The following is a 22,988-nucleotide window of genomic DNA, read 5'->3' as shown; positions in this document are numbered from 1 at the left end:
CCCTCACAGCAGTCAGCATGCATCGGACTTGATCTACCCGCTACCCCCGAACGGTCGGTGTCGCGGACCTCGAAGTCAGGGCTCCCGCATCCAGGTCTTCGGATCGGTCACGAAGACACCCTTGCCCTGCTGCCGCCGAATCACCCGCAGGGCTTCGAGCCGAACGTAGGCCAACTGCACGGTGCCGTAGCTGACGCCATAGTCGGCACGGGTCTGCGCGAGCGAAGGCAACCGGTCGCCGGGCTTGAGCCTCCCGGACCTGACATCGTTGATCACATCTTGCGCAATGCGGAGGTACTCGGCTGATTCGGGCATGTCACTCCTCGCGTGGCAACCCGAATTCGATCACAGCTCAAACACCTACACAACGTCCTTTGACTTCCATATGTTCCCTGGTTATGTTGGCTCCGAGCCGTTCCTCGCGTGGCAACGAGTTCGGCTCATCACCCTGGTCGGGGCGGGTGCTCGTGCCCGCCCTGACCCATACAAGCGGCTCTGTCGTCGTACCGCCGAACTGGGCTGCGGCGGCCGAGCGGGCGGGCCGTGCGGACGCCGGCCACGCACGGCCCGCCCTTTCAGCGGCACCGCACCTTCGCGGGCCTGATACGGAGGATCCACGTGGCTCAGGTGTATCGAGGTGGCCGGCCACTCGGGACCGGCCACCCGACCAGGTTGACCCCGCACGAGGTACGCACCCGCACATTCGATCCGCGCCGCCGTGGGGTCGACCCCGATCAGGTACGCGAGTTCCAGGACACGGTCGCCGACGAGTTGGCCGAGCTGCACCGGCAGTTCCGTACGGTCGCCCAGGAGAACGAGCGACTCAAACGGGCCTTGCGCGACTGGCAGTCGATGCACGCCCGGCTCTGCAGACCACCGAACCAGGGCCGCTGGTGACCGCGCGCCCCACCCCTGGCGACCTGCTCCGGATCGACGGTCGCGCCTCGGTGCAGTTCGCCGGTGGTCGGGCGCTGACCCTGCGCGTCGTCTCGGTCAGCGAGCGCCACGCGTACGACGGCTGGATCTGGCTGACCGGGTACGTCATCGACGGGCGCGGCAACGCCATCGCCAAACGTGAGGTCTACGTCCAACTCGCCGGCCTTCGCCCTGCCTCGGTAGCCGCTTCGCGCGGACGTGTTCGAGGTGCGATCCGTGCTGACCGGGGTCACTCGTCACCGAGGCGAGAGTCCGGTGTGTCGTCCTGCTGATTGGTGGGGTCGGCGGCTGGCGAGGATGGCGAGGGTTTCCCGACGTACCGCCTCCGGCTCGCGCACGAGCCGCCGATGGGCGAAACGGACGACCAGAATGCCGAGGGTGGCCAGTTGTGCGTCACGCCGCAGGTCGATCTCGCGCTGCCGTGGATCACCGTGGGTGGTGGCGCCGTCGAGTTCGACGTTGACGCGCTCCGGCTCGGCGTAGAGATCGAGGTAGACGTTGCGCCCGCCGAGCCGGACTCGGACCTGCCGCTGGAATGCCGGCATACCGGGGCCAGTGAAAACCCGCTCGTGTCCCCAGATCTCCAGCGGGCTGCGGCAACCCTCGGCGAGGCGGGTCAACAGCGTAGCCAGCGCTGCTCGGCCAGCCACCCGCGCTGTGGCGTCGAGCGCGGCTTGCAGCCGCCCTGGGGTCGTCAGCCGGTCGTTGACCGCTCTAATTGTTGGTGTGCGTTGCTCGGCTGGCGTGAGCATCGGCCAGGAGTCGACGAGGGCGCGCTCGATGGTCGTCACCGGCGACCCTTGTCGTACCACCACCGACGGTGGGGCGAGAGTGAGGTGACGACGCCTGTGGACCTGCACTCCGGGCCAGCTCCGCAGGCCGCTGCGCGCCGGTGCGCTCACGTGCAGCAGGTCTCCGGGCAGTTGCCGGCGCAGCCCCCACACGTCGAGGGCAGTGAGGTGGCTGAGCACGCCGCGGCCTCGCATCCAGGCGGCGACCGCACGGCGGCAGAGGGCCGGGTCGATCCGGCTGAGCGGCGCGACGCTCGGGTCCTTCAGAACCCGCTGATCCCTCATTAGGTGTGCTGCCGCGAACACCTCGGGCAGGACCCGCACCAGCTCGCCGTTGGTGCACGAGCGTTGCAGGGTCCACTCCGGCACGACCTGCTCGACGAGAGATCGCGTCACCAGGCCGTGCCCGCGCCTCACCAGCTCCGCCAACACCGCATCCACGTCGGTGACCGTGCCACCCTCAGCACCGACCGACAGCCCCGGATCCCGCCTCCTGTGGACAGGGACCCCACTGTGGATAACCCCCACACTCCGCCGCCATCTGCTACGAGGACGACGTCTTGCGTGATCGTGGCAGTGCGGCTGTTCACATGTCGGCGTGTTGAGCAGCCGCACTGCCACGTCCAAGTCGAGCAATCGGTGAGGACGGCGGAGGTGGGGGTGGTCCGATATAAGGGACGGATGGAGTTGCCGCCGTATCTGGCCACGATGCCGATGCACGCGATCACCGAGATGCACGGCGAGGCCGGGCTGCGGGAGCGGTTCCGGCTGGAGATCGAGGGGTTCGGGGCCGAGGAGCGGCAGCGGCTCGACGAGGCGCTTGAGCTGGCCGGGTGGCTGCATCGCGATGATCGGCGGTCCCGGGAGCCGTACGTCAATCATCTGCTCCGGGTGGCGATCCGGATGCTGCACCACTACCAGGTACGCGACGTCGACGTGATCGTCGCCGGGCTGCTGCACGACGCCGTCGAGGACCATCCGGCCGAGCTGGTCGACGGCGGGGAGCCCGGGAGCGGCGGGGAGCCCGGGAGCGGCGGGGAGCCCGGGAGCGGCGGGGAGCCCGGGAGCGGCGGGGAGCCCGGGAGCGGCGGGGAGCCCGGGAGCGGCGGGGAGCCGAACAGCGGCGGGAGGCTGGGTGTCGGTGGGGACGACGTTGAGGATCCGACCGAGGCGGCGTTGGGGGTGCTGGCCGAGCGGTTCGGGGCGCGGGTGGCGCGGCTGGTCGCGGCGGTCACCAACCCGCCGTGGGAGCCCGGGCGCGACCGGTACGAGCAGTACCGGGAGCATGTGGCCGCCAGTCTTGAGCGGGAACCCTGGGCGCGGGTCATCAAGGTCTCCGACTTCACGGACAACGGTGTCGGAGTGATCCATTCTGTCGGTCCCAAGGTCGAGTCGTCGGCCCGCAAGTACCGCCCTCTGGTGCCGGTGTACCGCGATCTCGTCACCCGTGCCGACACTCCCCTGTCCGAGCCGGTGAAGCGACACATCCTGGACCAGCTCGATCTGGCCGAGCAGCGGTTCAGCGCCATCCTCGACCAGCCCGCCCACCCATCCTGAGCAACGCCGTACTCGCCGCACCGCCGCACACGCCGCCCGAGCAGGGCCGCGATCCCGGTCGCGCCGCTGACCCGTTCGCGCCATCGACTCGACAGCACGCGGCGCACCTCGGCTGGAGCAACGCCGCCAACCTCCACTTGAGGCAGCGGCGCCACCTCACACCATCAAGCCGCCGGCTGTCATCGGTCGGCGGAGGCACCTGCGGGTGGGGCGGTTGGCAGGTTGAGCCTGCTCACCAGCAACTCGGCCTGGGCCACCGACCCGCCGCCGACCCCGAGCCCGTTCCGGGCGGCGGTGTAGAACGCGTCCCTCGCCTCGTTGGCCTGGTGCAAAAGGCCCGGCAGTTCGTCCCGGTTCGACCCGTCCCAAGCATCGTCCCGGTTCGACCCGTCCCAAGCATCGTCCCGGTTCGGCCCGTCCCGAGCGAGGCGCTCGACAGCCCAGACCGAGTCTCGCCAGGCCCGAGCCGCAGTTACCGTCGGCCCGTCGCCGAGCAGCAGCACGTTCTCCCAGGACAGGGTGTGCCGGAAGTCGGCCTCCGCCAGCGCGGCGAGTTCGGCGTCCCGATCCAGGTAGCCACCGATCAGCCGGCTGGCGATGGTGTGCGCCTCCTTGAGCGCGCGGGCGAACTCGGCGTACGCGTCGAGCCGGCGCTCGTCCCAACGCACCGTCTGGTTACGTCGCCACCGCGACCGGTCGGCCAGCGAGGTGGCGACGATCGTGCCGACCGCGCCGACCAGCACACCGAGTAGTGCGGGTAGCTGCGCAGCGATACCGTCCATGGCCGGACAGCCTGGCAGCAGCCGACAGCCATCGTCCACCCGTCGACAGTGGAACTGCGATGGGTACGATGCGATGATCTAGGCCCTCCTCGGATAGGAGCCGGCATGGCCAGCCCGGATCACGACGTCCTCGCGAAGCTTGAGCCCGACGTGCCGCACGCCGCGCGGATCTGGAACTACTGGATGGGTGGTAAGGACAACTTCCACGCCGACCGGACGGCCGCTGACGCGGTGGCCGAGGTCTACCCGGAGATCGTGCTGATGGCGCAGCAGTCGCGCCAGTTCCTCATTCGGGTCGTGCGTCATCTGGCCGCGGAGGCGGGCATCCGGCAGTTCCTGGACATCGGCACCGGCCTGCCCACCATGCAGAACACTCACGAAGTGGCCCAGCAGGTCGCACCCGAGGCACGCATCGTCTACGTGGACAACGACCCGATGGTGCTGGTGCACGCCCGGGCACTGCTGTCCAGTACGACCGCCGAGGGGGTCACCACCTACGTGCCGGCGGACTACCACGACCCCGAGACGATTGTTGCCGAGGCGTCCCGGACACTGGATCTCGACAAGCCCATCGCGGTCATGTTCATGGGCGTGATGGGCTACGAGCCGGACCTGGACGTGGTGCGCTCCCTCGTCTCGCGGGTGATGGACGCGACCGCCTCCGGCAGCCACCTGGTGTTGTGGGACGGCACCGACACCAGCCCGTCGGTGGTCGCCGGTGCCAACCGGCTCGCGCAGAGCGGTGGTGTGCCGTACATCCTGCGCAGCCCGGAGCAACTGGCGAGCTGTTTCGAGGGGCTGACGATGGTGGCGCCGGGGCTGGTGCCGATCCCGCTGTGGCGTCCGGACGAGCCGGACGCCGAGGCGATCGATGCGTACGGCGCGGTCGCTCGCAAGCCCTGATCGGTCGTGACGACCGTGAATCCGCTGGCCCAGTTCTCCCTGGCCGAACTGCGCCGACGCACCAGCGTCAAGTGGCGCCAGTACGCCGATGACGTGCTGCCCCTGTGGGTGGCCGAGATGGACGTGCCGTTGGCCGCGCCCGTCGCCGAGGCGCTGCACGACGCGGTCGAGCGCGGTGACACCGGATACGCCTACGGCACGGGTTACGCCGAGGCGCTCGGCGACTTCGCGGCCCGCCGGTGGGGATGGTCCAACCTGCCGGTCGACCGCACTGCCCTGGTCCCGGACGTAATGCTCGGCATCGTCGAGGTACTCCGGCTGCTGACCGCTCCCGGCGACGCGGTCGTGCTCTGCGCACCGGTCTACCCGCCGTTCTACGCCTTCGTCACACACGCCGACCGGCGAGTGATCGAGGCGCCGCTCGGCGCGGACCAGCGGATGGACCTGTCGGCGCTGGGTGAGGCGTTCCGCCGGGCCCGCGCGGACGGCCGGCGAGCGGTGTTCCTGCTGTGCAACCCGCACAACCCGACAGGCGTGGTGCACCGCCCTGACGAACTCGAAGCGGTCGCCGACCTTGCCAACCGGTACGGGGTGCGGGTGGTCTCCGACGAGATCCACGCCCCGCTGGTGCTGTCCGGGGCGCGGTTCACGCCGTACCTCACGGTGCCCGGCGCCGAGGACGCCCTGGCCGTGCTGTCCGCCTCCAAGGCGTGGAACCTGTCCGGGCTGAAGTCGGCGCTGGTGGTGGCGGGCCCGCACGCCGTCGCCGACCTGCGGCGGATGCCGGAGGAGGTCGGCCACGGGCCGAGCCACCTGGGCGTCATCGCGCACACCGCCGCCTTCCGCGACGGCGGCGAGTGGCTGGACCGTCTGCTGGCCGGGCTCGACCACAACCGCGAGTTGCTGGGGGTGTTGCTGGCCCGGCACACGCCGACCATCCGGTACCACCGTCCCGAGGGCACCTACCTCGCCTGGTTGGACTGCACCGCGCTTGAAATCGACAGCGGCCCGGTCGGCGACGAGCCGGGCGTGGTTACCGGCATCGCCGGGCCGGCACGGCTGTTCCTCGACCGTGCAGGGGTCGCCCTCAGCTCCGGGCATGTCTTCGGCACCGGCGGAGCCGGCTTCGTACGCCTCAACTTCGCCACCTCGCCGGACATCCTGACCGAGGCGGTGACCCGGATGGGACGGGCCGTCACCGAACACCACACGCCACGCGGCTGACCGACCCCGAACGGGTCAGGCTAAGAACCCTTCACACAGCAGAGCATCTGGGTACAGCCCTGGCAGTTGCCGTACGAAGCCTCCCGGCCCTCGGGGGTGGGCCGCCACCCGTGCTCGGCGCTGCCAAGTCGTGCGGCTCAAGCTCGCGCCGTCGGTACGCGTCGAACCGCACGGCGGCGGGTACCCGGTCAGCGCCGAGCAGGTGCCCACCACACCAGATTCGCGGCAACCTGGGCGACCGGCTCGATGATTTCCCACCCTTCGGCGATCAGCCCGTCGTCGATCCGCCAGATGTCGACGACCGCGATCTCCGGCCCGGCGTCCGCAAGCCAGCGCCGCGAGTACACCACGACGTGATCGCCGTCGGCCAGCACCTGGTGAATCTGGACCTGCATATCGGCGAGCGGCACCAGCGCGGCACCGACGGCGGCGAGCCACTCCCCCTTGGTCGAGGTGATCGAACCCGGCCGATGGTGCACGAAGTCATCACTCAGCGACTGGGCGAGCGCGTTGACGTCACCCGTCGCGATCAGCCCTGCCAGGGCCCGTTGGACGATGGTCTTGTTCTCCGTGGTCATGGACGCAGTGTTTCCGCATCCGCGTGGCCTGTCGATGACATCGCATTTCATGGCGTCCAACTCCACGACGAGTACGCTCCATGATCGTGCACACGGTCGGGCAACTCCTGCGACAGTGGCGACACCGCCGAGGACTCAGCCAACTCGATCTCGCTATCGCCACCGACGTCTCTGCCCGTCACGTCAGCCTGGTCGAGACGGGCAGATCCAGACCGAGCGCCGACATGATCCTCCGGCTCGCCACTGAACTTCACGTGCCGCTACGCGAGCGCAACCACCTCCTGCTCGCCGGCGGCTTCGCACCCCGCTACACCGAACGTCCACTCGACGACAGTGCGCTGACGGCCGCCCACGACGCGATCCGCCGGGTGCTCCACGCCCACGAGCCGTACCCAGCGGTGGTCTTCGACCGTCGATGGAACATCGTGATGACCAATCGCGCCGTCGACCCGTTCTTCGCACAGGTAGCCCCCGACCTGCTGCGACCACCGGTCAACCTGGTACGGCTGGGACTGCATCCACGCGGGCTCGCCCGCCTGGTGGTCAACCTCGCCGACGTACGCGCGGTGTTCCGTACTCGGATCGCACGCCAACTCGCCGCCGCTCCCGACCCTGACCTCACCGCACTCTACGAAGAACTCCTGGCGCCCGAGCCCGACGACACGACAGACGAACGGATCGACGCCGACGTCGTGCTCCCGATGATCCTCAACGTCGGCGGACGAGAGCTGCGACTGTTCTCCACCATCACCACATTCGGCACCCCGAGGGACATCACCATCGACGAGGTCGCGATCGAGTCCTACTACCCCGCAGACGCGGAGAGCGCCACCTACTTCACCGAGTAGCGTGCGGCGGCACGCGCGGCCTCCATCTCGCGGGCCGACAGCCTGTATCGATCAGATCCGACGATGAAGCTCGCGACTCGGCCACCGAAACCCTTACGGTGCCCCGCCGTACTCAGCCCTCCGGCGCGACGGCGGACAGCCAGTCCTCGACCGGGGTGAGCGGGACGGGCGCAGGGCGTTCGACCGCCGTCGTCAGCTCGATCCGCCGACCCTCGGCGGCCGACCGGAGCAGGCTGGTCATGATGTCGAGTACGTGCAGCCCCACGTCGGCGCTGGCCCGTGGCGGACGCGTCTCGTCGGCCCGGACCAGGTCGATCAGGCCGACCCCCCGGGCGGCGGCGACGTAGCCGGCCTGCGGTTCGAGGGTGCGCCACTCGGGGCCGCCGAGCGCGAGGTGGCGGACCTCGCCGTCGAAGTTGTTCGGATCGGGTACGGCGAGGGTGCCCTCCTCCCCCTGTACCTCGATCGGCACGGCCGTCGTGGCGACACCGTCGAAGGTGGTCGTGAGGGTGCTCAGGGCGCCATCCGCGTGTTCCAGCACACCGCTCACGTGGGTCGGGACCTCGACCGGGATCCGCTGCCCGAGGCGGGGGCCCGAGCCGATGACCCGGGTGTCCCGCAGCCGGCTGGCCGCTCCGATCACCGCGCGAACCGGCCCGAGCAGGTGCACCAGCGCGGAGATGTAGTACGGCCCCATGTCCATGAGTGGGCCGCCGCCCGGGGCGTAGTAGAAGTCGGGGTTGGGGTGCCAGCGCTCGTGTCCCGGGGTGACCATGACGGCCGATGCGGAGAACGGGCGGCCGATCAGGCCACCATCGATAGCCGCTCGGGCGGTCTGCGTACCGGTGCCCAGAACGGTGTCCGGCGCGCATCCGACGCGGACGCCGGATGACGCCGCCCGGCTCATGAGCGACCGGCCCTCCGGCAAGGTGACGGTGAGCGGCTTCTCGACGTAGACGTGCCGGCCGGCGTCGATCGCCGCGCCGGAGATCTCGGCGTGCGCCGCCGGAATCGTCAGGTTGAGCACCGTTTCCACGTCGGGGTGGTGGAGCAGCCGCTCGACGCTTACCGCCTCCGCGCCGGGAATCGTGGCGGCGGCGGCGTCGGCCCGGGCCGCGTCCAGGTCGGCCACCGCGACCACGCGCACGGTCGGATGATCGGCCAGCGTGTTCAGGTACGCGCGGGAGATGACCCCGAGACCTACGATGCCGACGCCGTGCGGGTCGCCCACACCATCCCCCTCTCGATGACGGTACGGACGCATCCGTGCTCCAGCACGTCGAGGCTGTGTCCCGGAGTCGTCACCACGACCCGCCCGGCGCCCCAGTGTCGGGTCCAGATCGCCGGTGAGGTGACCGGCCGGTGCCACGGGTGCCACTCCCGGGTCGGGTGGGTGGTGGTGGCCAGGACGTCGATCAGGTCGTCGTGCAGGACCCAGTACTGCTCGGTGACCAGGTCGAAGTCCTCGATCCCGGCGGTGATCGGATGCTCCCGGCCCATGTCGGTGATGGTGACCGCGTGGGGCAGGAAGTTGTCCGCCTCGCCGCCGCCACGGTCGCACGGCTGGACCCCCGGATGGGTGGCGAACTGGCCGCCCACCAGGTGCAGGTAGTCCGAACAGGCGCGGAACGAGTCGACGATGCCACCGTGCCAGCCGGTGAAACCCGTGCCGGCGACGACCGCTGCGGCCAGGCCCGCCACCTGCTCGGCAGTGATCTGCGACATCGTCATGCACTGCACGATGAGGTCGGTGTCGGCCAGCTCGGCGGCGTCGGCGTAGATCTCGGTCGACCCCTCCACCCGTACCGCGTATCCGCTGCGTTCGAGGAACGGGATGAACAGCTCTGTCGCCTCGACCGGCCGGTGGCCCTCCCAACCGCCTCGGACCACAAGGGCTTTCCGCCGCGTCACATCCACTCCGTTCCGGCCCGCCGCACCGGGCCACACCGCTGCCGCCCGGGTCACGCCTGCACATCCGACCGCCGCCAACCGTACCCGCGTCGACAGCCAGACTCAGCCCTCCACCCGAGGCACCGCAGTCCGGACCTACCTGCCATGCACCGGAGTAATGGTTCCACTCCGAGCCTGCGCCCGCTGTTTCCGGTTGCTGGCAACGCCCAGCGTGCGGTCTGAGCGTGAACCATGAATATAAGCTGCATGCATGATTGACTCGTGGACCTTGCGGGTGCTCCTGGAGGTCGCCAGCCGGGGTTCGTTCTCCGCCGCGGCCGAGGCACTGTCCATGACGCAACCAGCCGTCTCACGGCAGATCAGCGGCTTGGAACGGCGCGTCGGCGTGCCACTGTTCCGTCGGCTTCCGCGCGGCGTACGGCTCACCCAGGCTGGGCAGACCGCCGTCGAGCTGGCCCGCGACATCCTGGTGCGGACCGACGCCCTGGAAGCCCGGTTGCGCGCCTTCACCAGCCTGACCGGCGGGCAGCTCAACGTGTCGGCCTTTCCGAGCGCCAACGCCCGGCTCACTCCGGAAGCCATTCGTCGCTTCGCCGAGTCCCACCCGGGCGTCGCGGTGAACCTTGTCCGCCCGGACGAGGCGGGTCCGCTGGCGGCCATCCGGGACGGCCGCATCGACGTGGCCCTGCTGACCTCGTGGCAGCTGTTCGCCGACCCGGTCAGCGCCAAACACGACCTGTCCGGGTCGCGACTCACCGACGAGGCGCTGGACGGTCTCGACCTGGTGCCGCTCTGCGACGAACGGCTTCACGTCGCCCTTCCGGCCGACCACCCGTTGGCGCAACGCAATCGGGTGCCGTTGCGGAAGCTGAAGGACGAGCGGTGGATCGAGGGCGCCTACCCGGACTGCCTCGGTCCGATCCCGCCGATCGCCGAGGCGTTGGGCGGCCCCCCACAGATCGCGTTCTTCTGCGACGACTGGAACGGCAAGCAGGCACTCGTCGCCGCGCGGGCCGGTGTGATGCTCGTGCCGACGCTGACCCAGGCCGCGCTACGGCCGGACATCGTCCTGCGCCCCACCGTTCCCGTCCTACCGACCCGCCGGCTGTATGCCGCGGCGGCCACCCCACCGTTCCGGTCGCCGGCGGCGACCGCGATGATCGAGATCCTCACCGCGATCTGCCGGCAGCCCGTCGACGCGTGACGACCCAGGCGGGTGCCACCGCCAGCAACACCGCGGTGACCAGGGTCAGCACTCCGGTGCTCTGGAACAGCACGTCGTCGGAGATGCGCGCATCGCTGTGCACGGGGTAAAGGTCGTTGATGAGGGCGTACGCGTCCAGCAGCCGCAGCACGACGAACAGGGCGTGATTGAACCCGCCCTCGAAAAGGCCGACCGCCGCCACCCAGAAGGCGTAGACCAGGAACCAGAAGATCGCGCGAGCCCACCGCATCGTCGATCCGAGGCGGTATGCCAGATACGTGACGGTGAACACGACGCTGAACACGACAGCCAGGACCGTCCGCTGCGGGCTGTCGAACCGGAGCCCCCCGTACAGGTGGTGGATGAACGTCACCAGGAATACCACTGTGGTCCAGGCGATGGCGGTTCCGCGCCGGTCCGCTGAAACTCGTTGCATCAACGCTCACATCCTTCGGACGTGGCCGGAATCCGGCCTGCCGCCAGCTCGATCGGCAGAGGCGACGGGTTGCTCGTGCACGGGCAGGTCATGCCGCCGAATCGTCTTCAGGAACTCACCCGCATCGACGATCTGGTCTTCGCGGTGGCATCGAGCCGCTCGATGCCGGCCAGCGGACGCTGTCCACGGAGATGAGTCTGAGCGGGCACAGCTATGAGCACCACTGCGACTTGGTAGGGAGAGCCATAACCTCAGCGCATGGCAACGCCTCGTATCGACGCCGCTCTCGCCAGCGGATCGGGCAGCGGTGCTACACCAGGATGAGGTGCGGTCGAGGCCGAGCCGCCGCAGCGTGCCGTCGAGGAGCAACCCCGCCCGCGCTGGTCCGACTTCCCCGGCTCCGCGTCGCGCTCGATCGTGGCTGACGCGGCGCACACTGAGACGATGGAGACGACCCGGGTCATCCTCTACCGTTTCCGGCTTCCGCTGCCAAGCGGCGACATGATCGTCCACCGGGAGGGCAGGACGACGGCTATCCGCTGGAACGACGAGCCGGTCGCGGTGTTGACCGTGGTGTGGGTGGATGACGATTCCCGGCACCGCTACTTCGTCGACCGCGATCTGGCCGACCGGTTCGGCCTGCGCCCCGCCGAGCGGGACTGGTCGTTCCTGTCGGTGGATCTCGAACCGGCCACGGCCGCGCAGTGGCGGGTCGCGGCGGAGAGCTACCTGACCGCGATACAGGCGGCCGAGCGCGACCGGCACGCGGCCCGGGATCATCCGCCGTGGTTCCGACGCAAGGCCGCCGCCGAGCGGGCACGGGCCCGGCACAGCGCGGCGCTCGAAGCCGCCGACAACGCCTACGCGCCGGTACGGGAGGCCGCCTCGCGATTGGTCGACGAGGTGTACGCCCCGATCGCGGCACGGGAGAGGGCCATCGCGGCAATCATCGGCAAGCCGCTCTGGAGGTACGTGCGCAAGGGCGACATCGCTCATGTGCACGCGGCCACCTCGGGCGGGTCGACCGCCGAACAGCTCATCTCTGCGATCACTCGGCAGAAGGGGATCACCGCGTTCCGGTGGGAGCCCGATGCCGTGGCGAAGGCCGTGGAGTTGCTCGGTGAAGAAGGATTCGAGGTGTGGTGGCACCGGTTCGCCGGGAATTGGCAGTACCGGCTCCAGCAGAACGAGAAGCCGTGGCGGGCCGGGGGCACCGGCCTCGCCGGCACCGGCGGCTTCGGAATCTGAGCGCGGATTTCGGGTCAGCCCAGCCGGGTCTGCCCGCAGGGCCCGCCGTGATCGCAGTACGGCTGCCGTTGGCTCCGCCCGCACCCGCACAGAACTGCCCTGGTCTCCGCCCGCATGCCTTGCGGCGTGTCCACTCTCAACTCACCGCGCACGATCAACTGTCCGGTGGAGTCGCGCCTGATCTGCGTCGGCCGGTCCGGGGCCTCCGCACCACCGTTTGCGAATTCGTACTGCAACGCTCCGGAGGGACACCGCCGCACCACCTCGGCCAGGCGCTCGCCCTCGGCGCCGTCGGGCCGGATCCACGGGCGCTGACCCGGGTCGAAGACCGCCGGCAGGCCGCGGACGCACTCGGCGGCGTGCAGGCAACGCCGGGCCTCGAAGGTGACCGTGATCGACCGCCCCTCGTACGCCTTCGTCGTTTCGCTGCTCATACCGACCTCCGTCGCTGCCGTACCGGGCTGCTCAGTCGCTGACTCTGCGGTAGCCTTGATCGAAGACGCGGCACCCGTGCATGTCGAACATGTCTGCCGACTGTTCATCGACGCACTCAGTCAGGAGGAACTCGACCTGCTCGCCAACATCTCCGATCGCGTCCGTGCCCACCTGGAGAGTCAGCGCGACTAAGGCCGAGCGACACCGAGGAGCCGCCGCGCCTCGCCGGTGACCTGGGGGGAAGCGATCGGAGCCCAGGCCGCGAACAGCGAGCGGAAGTAGTCGCCGTACCTGGCCGCAGTGGCCGGATTCTGCTCCACGACATCCAGTTCGTTGACGATGGTGAGGTCCACGAACGGTTGTCTCTGGTCGGGTTCCAGGTGCCAGGTCTGGTTGGTGAACCGGTCGACGACCACACCGGTCTCCGCCAGCTGCCGCCAGGTCCGCCTTCGGTCGCAGGCCCCGTACAGGTAGACGAGTGCCTCGGCGTCATCACCGATGAGGTTGCGGAGTGTGGCTCGATCGGCCCGGTCGAGCAGCGTCACATCGAAGCCGTCCGTGCCGTAGGCGGCATGCGCGAGACCGGCCAGCTGCGCGTCGACCACACATCTCAGGTCGGCGAGGCGGTAGTGGACCCGGCACAGATGGGCGTAGAGAGTGCCGCCGGGGTGCGCGATGGTCTCGGCCCCGCGCTGCCGCAGCCAGCGCCGCACCTCGGAATCCACGCTCATGGCCCGACCTTACGTAAGCCGCGTCCGGCCGGCGGCCCGTCAGCGAGGGCGGTTCGTCACACAGGCGCACCGAGCAGCTCGGTCGTCCGCTCCCACAGTCGGGTGGCCAACTGGTCGTCCGTGGCCTGCCGGTGGACCGGCCCGTCCGGTCTGAGACGGTGGAAGTAACCACCGTTGACCGCCTCCGGATCAGGGATCGTGGCCAGGTGAACCAGCGGTTCGGCGCCCTCAGCGAGGGTGGACAGACCGCCCAGCAGGCGGTACCGGACCAGCGCAGCGACCAGCGGGGCCTCCCGGTTGATGTCGGTGGCGGCGATCACCCCCGGGTGGAACGCCATCGCGGTCAGCCCGCTGCCCCGGGTACGACGGGCCAACTCGCGGGTGAACAGGATGTTCTGCCGCTTCGTCATCCCGTACCGCAGCAGCTCGGACCGTTTGCCGGCACCTTCGAGATCGTCGAGATCGACGCTGCCGAACCGGTGGCCCTTGCTGGAGGTGGTGATGACGCGCGCCCGCCCGCCGGCGGTCAACCGGCCCAACAGCAGGTTGGTGAGCAGGAACGGGGCCAGGTAGTTGACCTGGAACATCACATCATGACCGTCCTCGGTACGACTCCGCCTGGTCAGCACGACGCCGGCATTGTTGGCCAGCACGTCGATCCGGGGGTATCGACTCAGGAGCGTGTCGGCGAGCCGGCGTACGTCCGACAGCCGGGTGAAGTCGGCCACCAGCGGCTCGGCGCCCACCTGGCGCGCGACGGCGGCGGTCTTCTCGGGCGACCGGCCCACCACCACCACGGACGCCCCCAGACACGCCAACCGGCGGGCGGCCTCGGCGCCGATACCCGCACTGGCCCCGGTGATCACGACGGTCTTGCCTGCCAAGATCCGGTCACCCATGGCATCCATCTCCCCGAATGGGACGATGGCCCATCGTAGAAAACCAACAGCACGAACGCCACCGTCGGCGGGCCGGGTGAAAGGTGGTGCGGCCGGGTCTGCGATATCGGCGGTCAGCAGCGCGTGCTCGGGGCATCGGCCCCAACGGCCAACTCAGCCAGAACACCTGGCGACCCGACCACGAGCCGGGCGGCGGTGTGTGGTCGGTACCGCCCGGCTCGGTGCGATCAGTTCCCGCGTACCTCGGCGGCGGCGGCGACCAGGTGCCGCAGGGACGCCTCCACCTCCGGATAGTCGCGCGTCTTGAGGCCGCAGTCCGGATTCACCCACAACCGGCGGGCCGGCACGGCCGCGACCGCCCGGCGCAGTGCCTCGATCACCTCGTCGCGCGACGGCACCCGGGGCGAATGGATGTCCCACACCCCGGGTCCGACACCCCGGCCGTAGCCGATCGCGGCCAGGTCGTCGAGGACCTCCATCTTGGACCGTGACGCCTCAATGCTGGTGACGTCGGCGTCGAGAGCGTCGATGGCGTGGATCACCTCACCGAATTCCGAGTAGCACAGGTGCGTGTGGATCTGGGTGTCGTCGGCAACGCCGCAGGTGGCCAGCCGAAACGCTCCGACGGCCCAGTCCAGGTACGCCTTCTGGTCGGCCTTGCGCAGCGGCAGCGTCTCCCGTAGCGCCGGCTCATCGACCTGGATGACCCGGATTCCGGCGGACTCCAGGTCGCGGCACTCGTCACGCAGGGCCAGCGCCACCTGGTCGGCGGTGTCCGCGAGGGGCTGATCGGTACGGACGAACGACCAGGCCAGGATGGTGACCGGGCCGGTGAGCATGCCCTTGACCGGCTTGCTGGTCAGCGACTGCGCGTAGGTGGACCACTCGACGGTCATCGGAGCCTTGCGGGACACGTCGCCGTAGATGATCGGCGGGCGTACGCAGCGGGAGCCGTAGGACTGCACCCAGCCGTGCCGCGTGGCGGCGAAGCCGTCGAGTTGCTCGCCGAAGTACTGCACCATGTCGTTGCGTTCCGGTTCCCCGTGCACGAGCACGTCCAGACTCAGCCGTTCCTGCAACCGGATGACCTGCTCCACCTCCGTGCGCATCCGGGACGCGTAGCCGGCGTCGTCGAGGCTGCCGGCCCGGTGCGCGGCACGGGCCTTGCGCAGTTCGGCGGTCTGCGGGAACGACCCGATCGTGGTCGTCGGCAACTCCGGCAGCCCCAGTCTTTCCTGCTGGCGGGTGGCCCGGTTGGGGTACTCACCACGCTGCCGGTCGGTGCGGCGCAGCGCGGCCAGTCGGCCGCGCACGTCGTCGTGGCGCCAGGCTGCCGGGGTGGGCGGCAACGGCGCGGGTAGCGCGGTGGTGCCGTCGCGCAGCGCGCGGCCGAGCACGACGATCTCGTCGACCTTCTGTCGGGCGAACGCCAACCGCTCGGACAGCCGGGGGTCGAGGTGCGTCTCGGCGGACACGTCGACCGGCACGTGCAGCAGCGAACAGGACGAGGAGACGGCGACGTGATCGGCGAGCCCGGCGACCGTCGCGCCGGCCGTCACGGCGGCCCGCAGGTCGGTACGCCAGATGTTACGGCCGTCGACCAGGCCGGCGACGATGGTCCTGCCGCCCAGCGGGCCGGCGGCGGCGAGCCGGTGCAGGTTGCCCGGTCCGGCGACCAGATCCACGCCGACGGCTTCGACCGGAGTGTCCAGCAGCGCCGGAAGCGCATCGCCGAGATCACCGAAGTAGGTCGCCACGAAGATCCGTGGTCGGTGTGCGAGTTCACCGAGTCGGGTGTAGGCGCGACGGAGGGCATCGATCTCCGCGGAGCTACGGTCGACGACGTAGGCAGGCTCGTCCAGTTGCACCCAGTCGACACCCGCGTCCGCCAGAGCGGCGAGAATCCGGGCGTACGTCTGGACCAGGTCGTCGAGGCGGGCGAACGGATCGTTTCCCTTCGCCAGCAGCAGGAAGGTGGCTGGTCCGACGAACACCGGCCGGGTGGTGATGCCCAGGTCGCGTGCCTCGGCGTACTCGTCCAGCGCCTTCGCCGGGTCGGCGGCGAAGACGGTGTCCGGGGCGATCTCCGGCACCAGGTAGTGGTAGTTGGTGTCGAACCACTTCGTCAGCTCCAGCGCCGGCTCGGCGTCGACGCCGCGGGCCATGGCGAAGTAGGTGTCCAGCGCGGACAGGCCGAGCCGGCTGAACCGGGTCGGAACCGCGCCGACAGCGACCGCCGTGTCGAGCATCTGGTCGTAGTAGGAGAAGGTGTTCGACGGGATCGCGTCGAGACGGGCATCGCGGAGCGTCCGCCACGCCTGCACCCGCAGGCCGGCGGCGATGTTCGCCAGCGCCTCGGCGTCGATGCTGCCGGCCCAGTACGCCTCGACAGCCTTCTTGAGTTCACGATTGGCGCCGATGCGTGGATAGCCGAGCACGGTGCTCTGCCCGAATGCGGTACTCACCAGGGGTTCCTTCCCTCGAAGTGCCCGGCGGACACGGGAGGGTGGAAGACGGGTACGCCTCAGGTACCGGCTTCCGCCCTGGCCCTCCCGCGAGGCCGCCGGCGGCGCACACCGGCGGCGTGCGCAGCACTGGCAGGTCTTCGGACTCGCGGGCATGACACCAGGTCGCCTACTGGCCGTCGCTTCCCAGACCTCACGGTCCAGTGCTTTGTTGACGGCGGTCGTTCCCACTCACCGCTGCGGGGCAGTCCCGGATTCACACCGGGTTCCCTCTTACGACGCCCCGCCCACCCGGGCGGGACGTACCAGCACCGCCAGCCATCGTACGGGCCACGCCGCCGGGTGGGTCCGGAGTGCCCGGCCTGCGGGACGACGAGCAGGCCGAGCACCGGTGACCGCGTCCGGCGGCTGCGAGCCGTCGGAGGCGGCGTGCCGTCAGCGGCCGTACGTCTCCAACAGCCGCAACCAGACCTCGCTGACCGTCGGGTACGCCGGCACCGCGTGCCACAGTCGGTCCAGCGGAACCTCGCCGACGATGGCGATCGTCGCGGCGTGGATCAGTTCCGCGACGTCCGGACCGGCGAGGGTGCAGCCGACGATCACCTTCCGGTCCTCGTCGACGACCATCCGGGCGTGCCCCTGATAGCCATCAGCGTGCAGCGCGGCACCGGCGACGGCCCCCAGGTCGTAGTCCACGACCCGGATCCGCAGCCCGGCGGCCTCGGCCACAGCCGCGGTCAAGCCCACCGACGCGATCTCCGGGTCGGTGAACACCACCTGCGGCACCGCCCGCTCATCGGCCGTCGCGGTGTGCCGGCCCCACCGGCCGTCCTCGACCTTCAGACCCTTCGCCCGGGCCACGATCACGTCGCCCACCGCGCGCGCCTGGTACTTGCCCTGATGGGTCAGCAGCACCCGCCGGTTCACATCACCCGCCGCATACAGCCACTCGCCGCCGCCGACCACGCGCAAGGTGTCGTCGACCGTGAGCCAGGCACCCGGCGCCAGTCCCACCCGGTCGAGGCCGATGTCCTGGGTGTTCGGCGTACGACCGACCGCCACCAGCACCTCGTCTGCCTCGATCCGCTCGCCGTCGACAGTTGCGACGTGGACGACTCCGCGATCGTCGCGGTCGACGGAAACGGCCTCCGCGCCGAGGCGTACGGACACACCGGCCTCGCGCAACGACTCGGTGACCAGTTCACCGGCGAACGGCTCCGCCGACGGCAACAGGCCGTCGCGGGCCAGCACCGTCACCACAGACCCCAGGGCGGCGTACGCGGTCGCCATCTCGGCTGCCACGACGCCACCACCGATGATGGCGAGCCGACGGGGAACCGACCCGGCCGAGGCGGCCTCGCGGCTGGACCACGGCGCCGCCTCGCGCAGACCCGGAATATCCGGCAACAGGGCGCTGCTGCCGGTCGCCACGACCACGGCGTGCCGCGCGATCAGCGTCGTCGTTACACCGTCGACGCCGGTCACCTCGACAACGCGGGCGGAACTGATCCGCCCCTGACCACGGTGTAGCGCGACACCGGCCGACGCCAGCCAGGAAACCTGACCGTCGTCCCGCCAATGCGACGCGAAGACGTCGCGCCGGCCGAGCACTGCGGCCGCGTCCAGGTCTCCCGTCACCGCCTCCCGCGCACCCGGCAGTTGGCGAGCCGCCCGCAACGCGGACGCGCTGCGCAGCAACGCCTTGGTCGGCATGCAGGCCCAGTAGGAGCACTCGCCGCCGACCAACTCCCGCTCGACAATGGCGGCGGTCAGCCCGCCCCGCACGATCCGGTCGGCAACGTTCTCCCCGACCGGACCGGCACCGATCACCACGACGTCGTACTCGAGTGTGGTCATCTCAGCTGTCCTTCGCGGTACGGCCGAGGCGGATGGCCGCGATGAGGAAGAAGATGGCGCCGGGAATGGCGTAGCCAGCCGCATTGATCAATGACGGGTCATCCGCGGCGGCTGCGACGATGAAGGACCCACCAGCCAGAACCGAGATGCCGCCGCTGATGATCATCGGCCACTGGCCGCCCATCCGCCGACGGGTGACACCAACGACCAACTGGACCAGACCGGCGACGATCGCCCAGGCACCCCAGACCCGCAGGACAGCGGGAACACCGGACGCGCCTGCGACGCCCACTCCGACCGCCGCGATGAGGCTCACCGCGATGTTCACGTACAGCAGGGTCGGCGAGCCGGTGGCCCTTGACGAACGAAGATCGTAGATGGCCGCGCCCACGTCGAACAGCGGGTAGAGCACGAACAGCGCCACCGCGAGCGGACCGATCTCCTGGGCGGCGGCGATCGTCACGCCCGCCCACACGATGGCGAACGCGAAACGGATGAAGTACAGCCGCCGCAGCGCGGAGGCAGCCTCGGAGAGTCCGGGCGAAGCAGCGATTGTGGTCACGGGTGACCCTTTCAATGGAGAGGCGGGAGAACGAACGTTCTGTCTCTAAAGCATGCCAGGACTGCCCCGGGTCGTCAAGACCGAACGTTCTGTTCGCTAAAGTGGTGGGTATGACGCGCGGCAAACCCGACACTCGGCCCTCTGAGGCGCGCCTCCGGCTGCTCGCCACGGCGACCAGGATCTTCTACTCGGAGGGCATCCACTCCGTCGGCGTGGATCGGATCATCGCCGAGGCGAAGGTGACCCGGGCGACCTTCTACCGGCACTTCCCGAGCAAGGACGACCTCATCCTCGCCTACCTGCGTGAGATCCATGAGATGGAGCGCGGCACTGTCGACGCGGCCATCGCCGACAATTCATCACCTGTCGGCCCACTCCTGGCCATTGCCGGCTCCATCGCCCAGAACATCCAGGCCCCCGGCTTCCGTGGCTGCGCCTTCCTGAACGCGGCAGCCGAGTATCCCGACACGGAACATCCCGTGCGCCGGGAGATCATCGCCCACCGGCAATGGTTCCTGGACACGCTCAGCAAGCTGATGACGCAGGTGCACCCGGACACGGCGGACCCCGCCGCGCGCCGTTTCGTCATGCTCCGCGACGGCGCCATGGCAGCCGGCTGCCTCTTCGACCCCGCGCTGGTGTCCGAGACATTCCTGCACGGCGTCGACGACCTCCTTCAGACCCGTGCCGATCGACGATCGACCGGATCTATCGACTGAAGGGTGTCGCGGCCACCGAGGCGCAGGTGCCGGGCGAAGAACCCGGCCGCGTCCTCCCCCGCGTACCAGGGAACGCCCGTGTGTCCGCCCATGTTGGCGTGCAGCGTCTTCTCTTTGGAGCCGAAGGCGTCGAACAGTTCCAGGGCCGCCTGTCGGTCGTTCCCTTCGTCGTCCCATTGCAACAGCACGTGCAGCGGGATGGTGACCTGCCGGGCCTGCTCGACGATGAGGCGCGGCACGAAACTCCCGGCGAAGAGACCGGCGGCCACGATACGGGGCTCCACCACCGCGAGCCGGATGCCGACGGAGATCACTCCCCCGAGTAGATCCGTTGATCACCAACAGGAGAGGCTGGGACGGCGGACGGCTACCTCGTCCAGCCGCGTCTACGGTTTGTGGGCGAGTAGTCCGACGAAGGTGTGGTAGGTGTCGGTCTGCTTCGGCGCGGGCGTGTCCGGATCCGGACGCCATTCGGCCAGCGGCACCAGCCCCGGCTCCAGCAGCGTCAGTCCGTTGGTGAAGGAGAGGATTTCTTCGTCGGTGCGCCAGCGGCCGGTGCCGAGTGATTCGTTGAAGACGCGTTCGACTTCGCGGGCTTTGCGGGAGCCTTCGGGGTCGCGTTCGCCGGGGTCGCGGAAGTGTGAGATGGCCACGTAGCTGCGTGGTGGTAGTGCGTCGATCAGTTCGGCTGACACGGCTTGTGGTTGTTCGTGGTCGCCGAGGTGGTGCAGGATCGCGAAGAGTAGCAGCCCGATGGGTCGGTTGAAGTCGAGGAATTGGTGGACGTCGGGGTGGCTGAGGATGTTCTGGGTTTGCCGGATGTCGGCCTGGATCACTGTGGCGCGGCCTTCGGAGGCGAGTAGCGCCCGTCCGTGGGTCAGGACGATCGGGTCGTTGTCCACGTAGACCACGCGGGCGTTCGGGTTGTGTTCGGCGGCGACTTCGTGGACGTTGCCTTGGGTGGGTAGCCCTGATCCGAGGTCGAGGAACTGGTCGATGCCGGCGTTGGTGGCGAGGAATCGGATCACCCGGCGGAGGAAGGCTCGGTTCGCTTGGCCGGCGGCGGGGCCGTCGGGGGTGATTCGTAGGGCGTGTTCGGCGACTTTCCGGTCGACTTCGAAGTTGTCCTTGCCGCCGAGGAAGTAGTCGTATACCCGAGCCACGCTGGGCACGGTGAGGTCGATTCCGGCGGGTGCGGCCTCGTCGCGGGTCAATGCCATCTCCATCCGAATCTGATCGCCGCGCCGGTTCTGTGGCGGCGGCGGACCGTGGTGGGAAGTGTAGCGATCGGACGGTGCGGATTCTCGCCCCGCTGGTATCGCTCCCACCAGACCGGCCGCGCGAGCAGGGACCACGCCAATTTGGCGGAGACCGGCGTGTCCGACCTTGCGGCCACGATCCGACGCGCGGCCGTCGTGCGTGGTGAGATGCCGGGCCGAACCAGGTCCGGGCGAGGTGGTTGAGTCTGGGGCCAGACGGGGACCCGCCGGTGCAAGTGTGGCGTAGACATGGGTGGACAATGTCGAGGGCGGCGAGGTTGGCAGTGGTGCTGCGAGTGAGTGGCCGCAACGCGCGGTTCCAGCAGTGGAGAGCTCTCCTCGGCAATCGGACTAAGCGGCAGCGACGCGGCGAGTTCCTCGTGCAGGGCGTACGCCCGATCACGATGGCCGTCGCACAGGGCTGGCAGATCCGGGAGTTGCTCTACGACACCGGAACTCACCTGTCCGGCTGGGCACGCGAGACCCTGGACACGGTCCGGGCCGAGACGTTCGCCGTCTCACGTGACCTGATGCACGAGCTCGGAGGTAAGGCGGACACGGTTCCTGAGCTGCTGGCCGTGGTCGCGCTGCCGGCGGACGACCTATGCCGGATCCCGGTCGGTCCGACCATGCTCACCGTCGTGTTCGATCGGCCCACCAGCCCCGGCAACATCGGAACCCTCATTCGGTCGGCGGACGCCTTCGGTGCCGGCGGCGTCATCGTCACCGGCCACGCCGCCGACGTGTACGACCCGAAGGCGGTCCGGGCGAGCACCGGCTCACTGTTCGCCCTGCCCGTGGTCCGGGTGCCCTCCCACCAGGCCGTTCTTTCCTGGGTCGCTGCCGTCCGCGCCGAGGGCATCGGCATGAACATCGTGGGGACCGACGAGCGAGGCATGCTGGACGCCGCCGAGTACGACTTCACCCGGCCCACCCTGGCGTTGATCGGCAACGAGACCACCGGTCTCAGCTCCGGCTGGCGCGTGGCATGCGACGAACTCGTCCGCATCCCCATGCTGGGGTCCGCCAGCTCCCTGAACGCGGCGACCGCCGCGACTGTCGTGCTGTACGAATCGGCACGCCAGCGGGCCGCCGCCCGGCGATAGCACAAGCCGGGTCAACGTGGACGTCACCATCCCCGCAACAGCAGACTTTCGCCTCGGCCGATCGCCGCCAACGCCGCTGCCACATAGTCGGCGATGTCCGGCGGCAGTGCCGATGCCGTCACCCAGAGCAGCTCACTACATTTGCCGGGCTCCGCGATGAACGGCTCGCCGGTCCAGCGATCCACCTCGAAGAACAGATGGAAGTATTCATTGTCGTCGGAGCGTTCCGGCGCGGAGTGCATGAGCAACGCAAGACGGCAGCTGTGCGGCTCGGCGGCGATCCCGAGTTCCTCCCGCAGCTCGCGTACGAGGCCCGTGACCGCATCCTCACCTCCGTCAAGATGTCCGGCCGGCAGACTGAGCTGGCCGTCCCGGTAGCCGGTCGTCGCACGGCGGATCAGTAGCACCCGGCCCCGGTCACGGAGAATGCCGTACACGGCGGCGGCCACCCGGAAAGGCTCAGTCGGCACCCCCGGACCCTACGTCCATCCGGCGCAGGGCCCGGGGCCAGCCGCCCACTTCCGTCGGCCCGGTACC

Annotated in this window: 26 protein-coding genes and 1 riboswitch; of the genes, 10 read left to right on the top strand and 16 right to left on the bottom strand. The window is 69.5% G+C overall.

The features are described 5' to 3' along the window. Nucleotides 1-75: 75 nt before the first annotated feature. A complete protein-coding gene (locus O7601_RS18565; protein WP_281562371.1) occupies nt 76-315 on the bottom strand; it encodes a winged helix-turn-helix domain-containing protein in 240 nt (79 codons plus the stop codon). 303 nt (nt 316-618) lie between these two features. Between O7601_RS18565 and O7601_RS18560 the strand changes: the two genes are divergently transcribed. Beyond that, nucleotides 619-897, top strand: coding sequence for a DivIVA domain-containing protein (locus tag O7601_RS18560; RefSeq protein WP_281562370.1), 279 nt, complete (start codon nt 619-621; stop codon nt 895-897). Further along, nucleotides 894-1,208, top strand: coding sequence for a hypothetical protein (locus O7601_RS18555; protein WP_281562369.1), 315 nt, complete (start codon nt 894-896; stop codon nt 1,206-1,208). The genes O7601_RS18560 and O7601_RS18555 overlap by 4 nt, the downstream gene beginning before the upstream one ends. Here O7601_RS18555 and O7601_RS18550 read toward each other — a convergent pair. Next, nucleotides 1,173-2,168 carry a DUF559 domain-containing protein gene (locus tag O7601_RS18550; protein WP_281562368.1) on the bottom strand — a complete coding sequence of 332 codons (996 nt, stop codon included), beginning with the start codon at nt 2,166-2,168 and terminating at the stop codon, nt 1,173-1,175. The genes O7601_RS18555 and O7601_RS18550 overlap by 36 nt on opposite strands. 240 nt (nt 2,169-2,408) lie before the next feature. On the opposite strand from O7601_RS18550, the gene O7601_RS18545 reads away from it, so the two are divergent. After that, nucleotides 2,409-3,284, top strand: coding sequence for a phosphohydrolase (locus O7601_RS18545; protein ID WP_281562367.1), 876 nt, complete (start codon nt 2,409-2,411; stop codon nt 3,282-3,284). A 179-nt stretch (nt 3,285-3,463) separates the two neighbouring features. Here the strand turns inward: O7601_RS18545 and O7601_RS18540 are convergent, their stop codons facing one another. Continuing rightward, nucleotides 3,464-4,066, bottom strand: coding sequence for a hypothetical protein (locus tag O7601_RS18540; RefSeq protein ID WP_281562366.1), 603 nt, complete (start codon nt 4,064-4,066; stop codon nt 3,464-3,466). A 105-nt stretch (nt 4,067-4,171) separates the two neighbouring features. Here O7601_RS18540 and O7601_RS18535 point away from each other — a divergent pair, with 105 nt between their 5' ends. Both O7601_RS18535 and O7601_RS18530 read left to right on the top strand, forming a co-directional pair. After that, complete coding sequence (locus O7601_RS18535) at nt 4,172-4,969, top strand: SAM-dependent methyltransferase (RefSeq protein ID WP_281562365.1); 798 nt, start codon at nt 4,172-4,174, stop codon at nt 4,967-4,969. 6 nt (nt 4,970-4,975) lie between these two features. Next, a complete protein-coding gene (locus tag O7601_RS18530; protein ID WP_281562364.1) occupies nt 4,976-6,193 on the top strand; it encodes a MalY/PatB family protein in 1,218 nt (405 codons plus the stop codon). Between the two features lie 188 nt (nt 6,194-6,381). Here O7601_RS18530 and O7601_RS18525 read toward each other — a convergent pair whose 3' ends face one another. Next, nucleotides 6,382-6,837 carry a nuclear transport factor 2 family protein gene (locus O7601_RS18525; RefSeq protein ID WP_281562363.1) on the bottom strand — a complete coding sequence of 152 codons (456 nt, stop codon included), beginning with the start codon at nt 6,835-6,837 and terminating at the stop codon, nt 6,382-6,384. A gap of 14 nt (nt 6,838-6,851) precedes the next feature. On the opposite strand from O7601_RS18525, the gene O7601_RS18520 reads away from it, so the two are divergent. Further along, on the top strand, nt 6,852-7,619 hold the full coding sequence (locus O7601_RS18520; protein ID WP_281562362.1) for a helix-turn-helix transcriptional regulator: 768 nt from the start codon (nt 6,852-6,854) through the stop codon (nt 7,617-7,619). Nucleotides 7,620-7,731: 112 nt separating this feature from the next. Here O7601_RS18520 and O7601_RS18515 read toward each other — a convergent pair whose 3' ends face one another. After that, on the bottom strand, nt 7,732-8,850 hold the full coding sequence (locus O7601_RS18515; protein ID WP_281562361.1) for a Gfo/Idh/MocA family oxidoreductase: 1,119 nt from the start codon (nt 8,848-8,850) through the stop codon (nt 7,732-7,734). Further along, nucleotides 8,820-9,530, bottom strand: coding sequence for a ThuA domain-containing protein (locus O7601_RS18510; protein ID WP_281562360.1), 711 nt, complete (start codon nt 9,528-9,530; stop codon nt 8,820-8,822). Before O7601_RS18510 ends, O7601_RS18515 begins: the two co-directional genes overlap by 31 nt. A gap of 250 nt (nt 9,531-9,780) precedes the next feature. Here O7601_RS18510 and O7601_RS18505 point away from each other — a divergent pair, with 250 nt between their 5' ends. Further along, entirely contained in the window at nt 9,781-10,734 is a 954-nt protein-coding gene (locus O7601_RS18505; RefSeq protein WP_281562359.1) for a LysR family transcriptional regulator, read from the top strand. Here the strand turns inward: O7601_RS18505 and O7601_RS18500 are convergent. After that, entirely contained in the window at nt 10,700-11,170 is a 471-nt protein-coding gene (locus O7601_RS18500; RefSeq protein ID WP_281562358.1) for a hypothetical protein, read from the bottom strand. The two genes, O7601_RS18505 and O7601_RS18500, sit on opposite strands and share 35 nt — an antisense overlap. Nucleotides 11,171-11,614: 444 nt before the next feature. Here O7601_RS18500 and O7601_RS18495 point away from each other — a divergent pair, with 444 nt between their 5' ends. Further along, on the top strand, nt 11,615-12,418 hold the full coding sequence (locus O7601_RS18495; protein ID WP_281562357.1) for a hypothetical protein: 804 nt from the start codon (nt 11,615-11,617) through the stop codon (nt 12,416-12,418). Nucleotides 12,419-12,432: 14 nt separating this feature from the next. Here the strand turns inward: O7601_RS18495 and O7601_RS18490 are convergent, their stop codons facing one another. From O7601_RS18490 to O7601_RS18465, 6 genes are all read right to left on the bottom strand, one after another. Next, nucleotides 12,433-12,852 carry a (4Fe-4S)-binding protein gene (locus O7601_RS18490; protein WP_281562356.1) on the bottom strand — a complete coding sequence of 140 codons (420 nt, stop codon included), beginning with the start codon at nt 12,850-12,852 and terminating at the stop codon, nt 12,433-12,435. Nucleotides 12,853-13,041: 189 nt separating this feature from the next. Next, nucleotides 13,042-13,584, bottom strand: a complete 543-nt coding sequence (locus O7601_RS18485; RefSeq protein WP_281562355.1) for a DUF6817 domain-containing protein — start codon at nt 13,582-13,584, stop codon at nt 13,042-13,044. 56 nt (nt 13,585-13,640) lie between these two features. Beyond that, the gene (locus O7601_RS18480; protein WP_281562354.1) at nt 13,641-14,483 is read right to left on the bottom strand and encodes an SDR family NAD(P)-dependent oxidoreductase; all 843 of its coding nucleotides are present in this window, start codon (nt 14,481-14,483) and stop codon (nt 13,641-13,643) included. 227 nt (nt 14,484-14,710) lie between these two features. Continuing rightward, on the bottom strand, nt 14,711-16,948 hold the full coding sequence (metE, locus tag O7601_RS18475) for a 5-methyltetrahydropteroyltriglutamate--homocysteine S-methyltransferase (RefSeq protein ID WP_281562353.1): 2,238 nt from the start codon (nt 16,946-16,948) through the stop codon (nt 14,711-14,713). 113 nt (nt 16,949-17,061) lie between these two features. Next, nucleotides 17,062-17,273: riboswitch (cobalamin riboswitch) on the bottom strand. Nucleotides 17,274-17,383: 110 nt separating this feature from the next. Then, on the bottom strand, nt 17,384-18,805 hold the full coding sequence (locus O7601_RS18470; RefSeq protein WP_281562352.1) for an NAD(P)/FAD-dependent oxidoreductase: 1,422 nt from the start codon (nt 18,803-18,805) through the stop codon (nt 17,384-17,386). A 1-nt stretch (nt 18,806) separates the two neighbouring features. Then, nucleotides 18,807-19,367: a hypothetical protein gene (locus O7601_RS18465; RefSeq protein ID WP_281562351.1), complete on the bottom strand. Its 561-nt coding sequence runs from the start codon at nt 19,365-19,367 to the stop codon at nt 18,807-18,809. 110 nt (nt 19,368-19,477) lie between these two features. On the opposite strand from O7601_RS18465, the gene O7601_RS18460 reads away from it, so the two are divergent. Continuing rightward, on the top strand, nt 19,478-20,086 hold the full coding sequence (locus O7601_RS18460; RefSeq protein ID WP_281562350.1) for a TetR/AcrR family transcriptional regulator: 609 nt from the start codon (nt 19,478-19,480) through the stop codon (nt 20,084-20,086). On the opposite strand, the gene O7601_RS18455 is transcribed toward O7601_RS18460, so the two are convergent. Next, on the bottom strand, nt 20,044-20,400 hold the full coding sequence (locus O7601_RS18455) for a hypothetical protein (RefSeq protein WP_281562349.1): 357 nt from the start codon (nt 20,398-20,400) through the stop codon (nt 20,044-20,046). The genes O7601_RS18460 and O7601_RS18455 overlap by 43 nt on opposite strands. A 72-nt stretch (nt 20,401-20,472) precedes the next feature. Beyond that, nucleotides 20,473-21,312: an SAM-dependent methyltransferase gene (locus O7601_RS18450; RefSeq protein WP_281562348.1), complete on the bottom strand. Its 840-nt coding sequence runs from the start codon at nt 21,310-21,312 to the stop codon at nt 20,473-20,475. Nucleotides 21,313-21,623: 311 nt separating this feature from the next. Here O7601_RS18450 and O7601_RS18445 point away from each other — a divergent pair, with 311 nt between their 5' ends. After that, nucleotides 21,624-22,451: an RNA methyltransferase gene (locus O7601_RS18445; RefSeq protein WP_281562347.1), complete on the top strand. Its 828-nt coding sequence runs from the start codon at nt 21,624-21,626 to the stop codon at nt 22,449-22,451. A gap of 23 nt (nt 22,452-22,474) precedes the next feature. On the opposite strand, the gene O7601_RS18440 is transcribed toward O7601_RS18445, so the two are convergent. After that, complete coding sequence (locus O7601_RS18440) at nt 22,475-22,921, bottom strand: NUDIX domain-containing protein (RefSeq protein WP_281562346.1); 447 nt, start codon at nt 22,919-22,921, stop codon at nt 22,475-22,477. Nucleotides 22,922-22,988: the final 67 nt, after the last annotated feature.

It is taken from the genome of Verrucosispora sp. WMMD573 (assembly GCF_027497175.1).
In the GTDB taxonomy this organism is placed as follows: domain Bacteria; phylum Actinomycetota; class Actinomycetes; order Mycobacteriales; family Micromonosporaceae; genus Micromonospora.
Note: the sequence above shows the minus strand (reverse complement) of the source record. Positions and strands in the feature narration are given on the sequence as shown.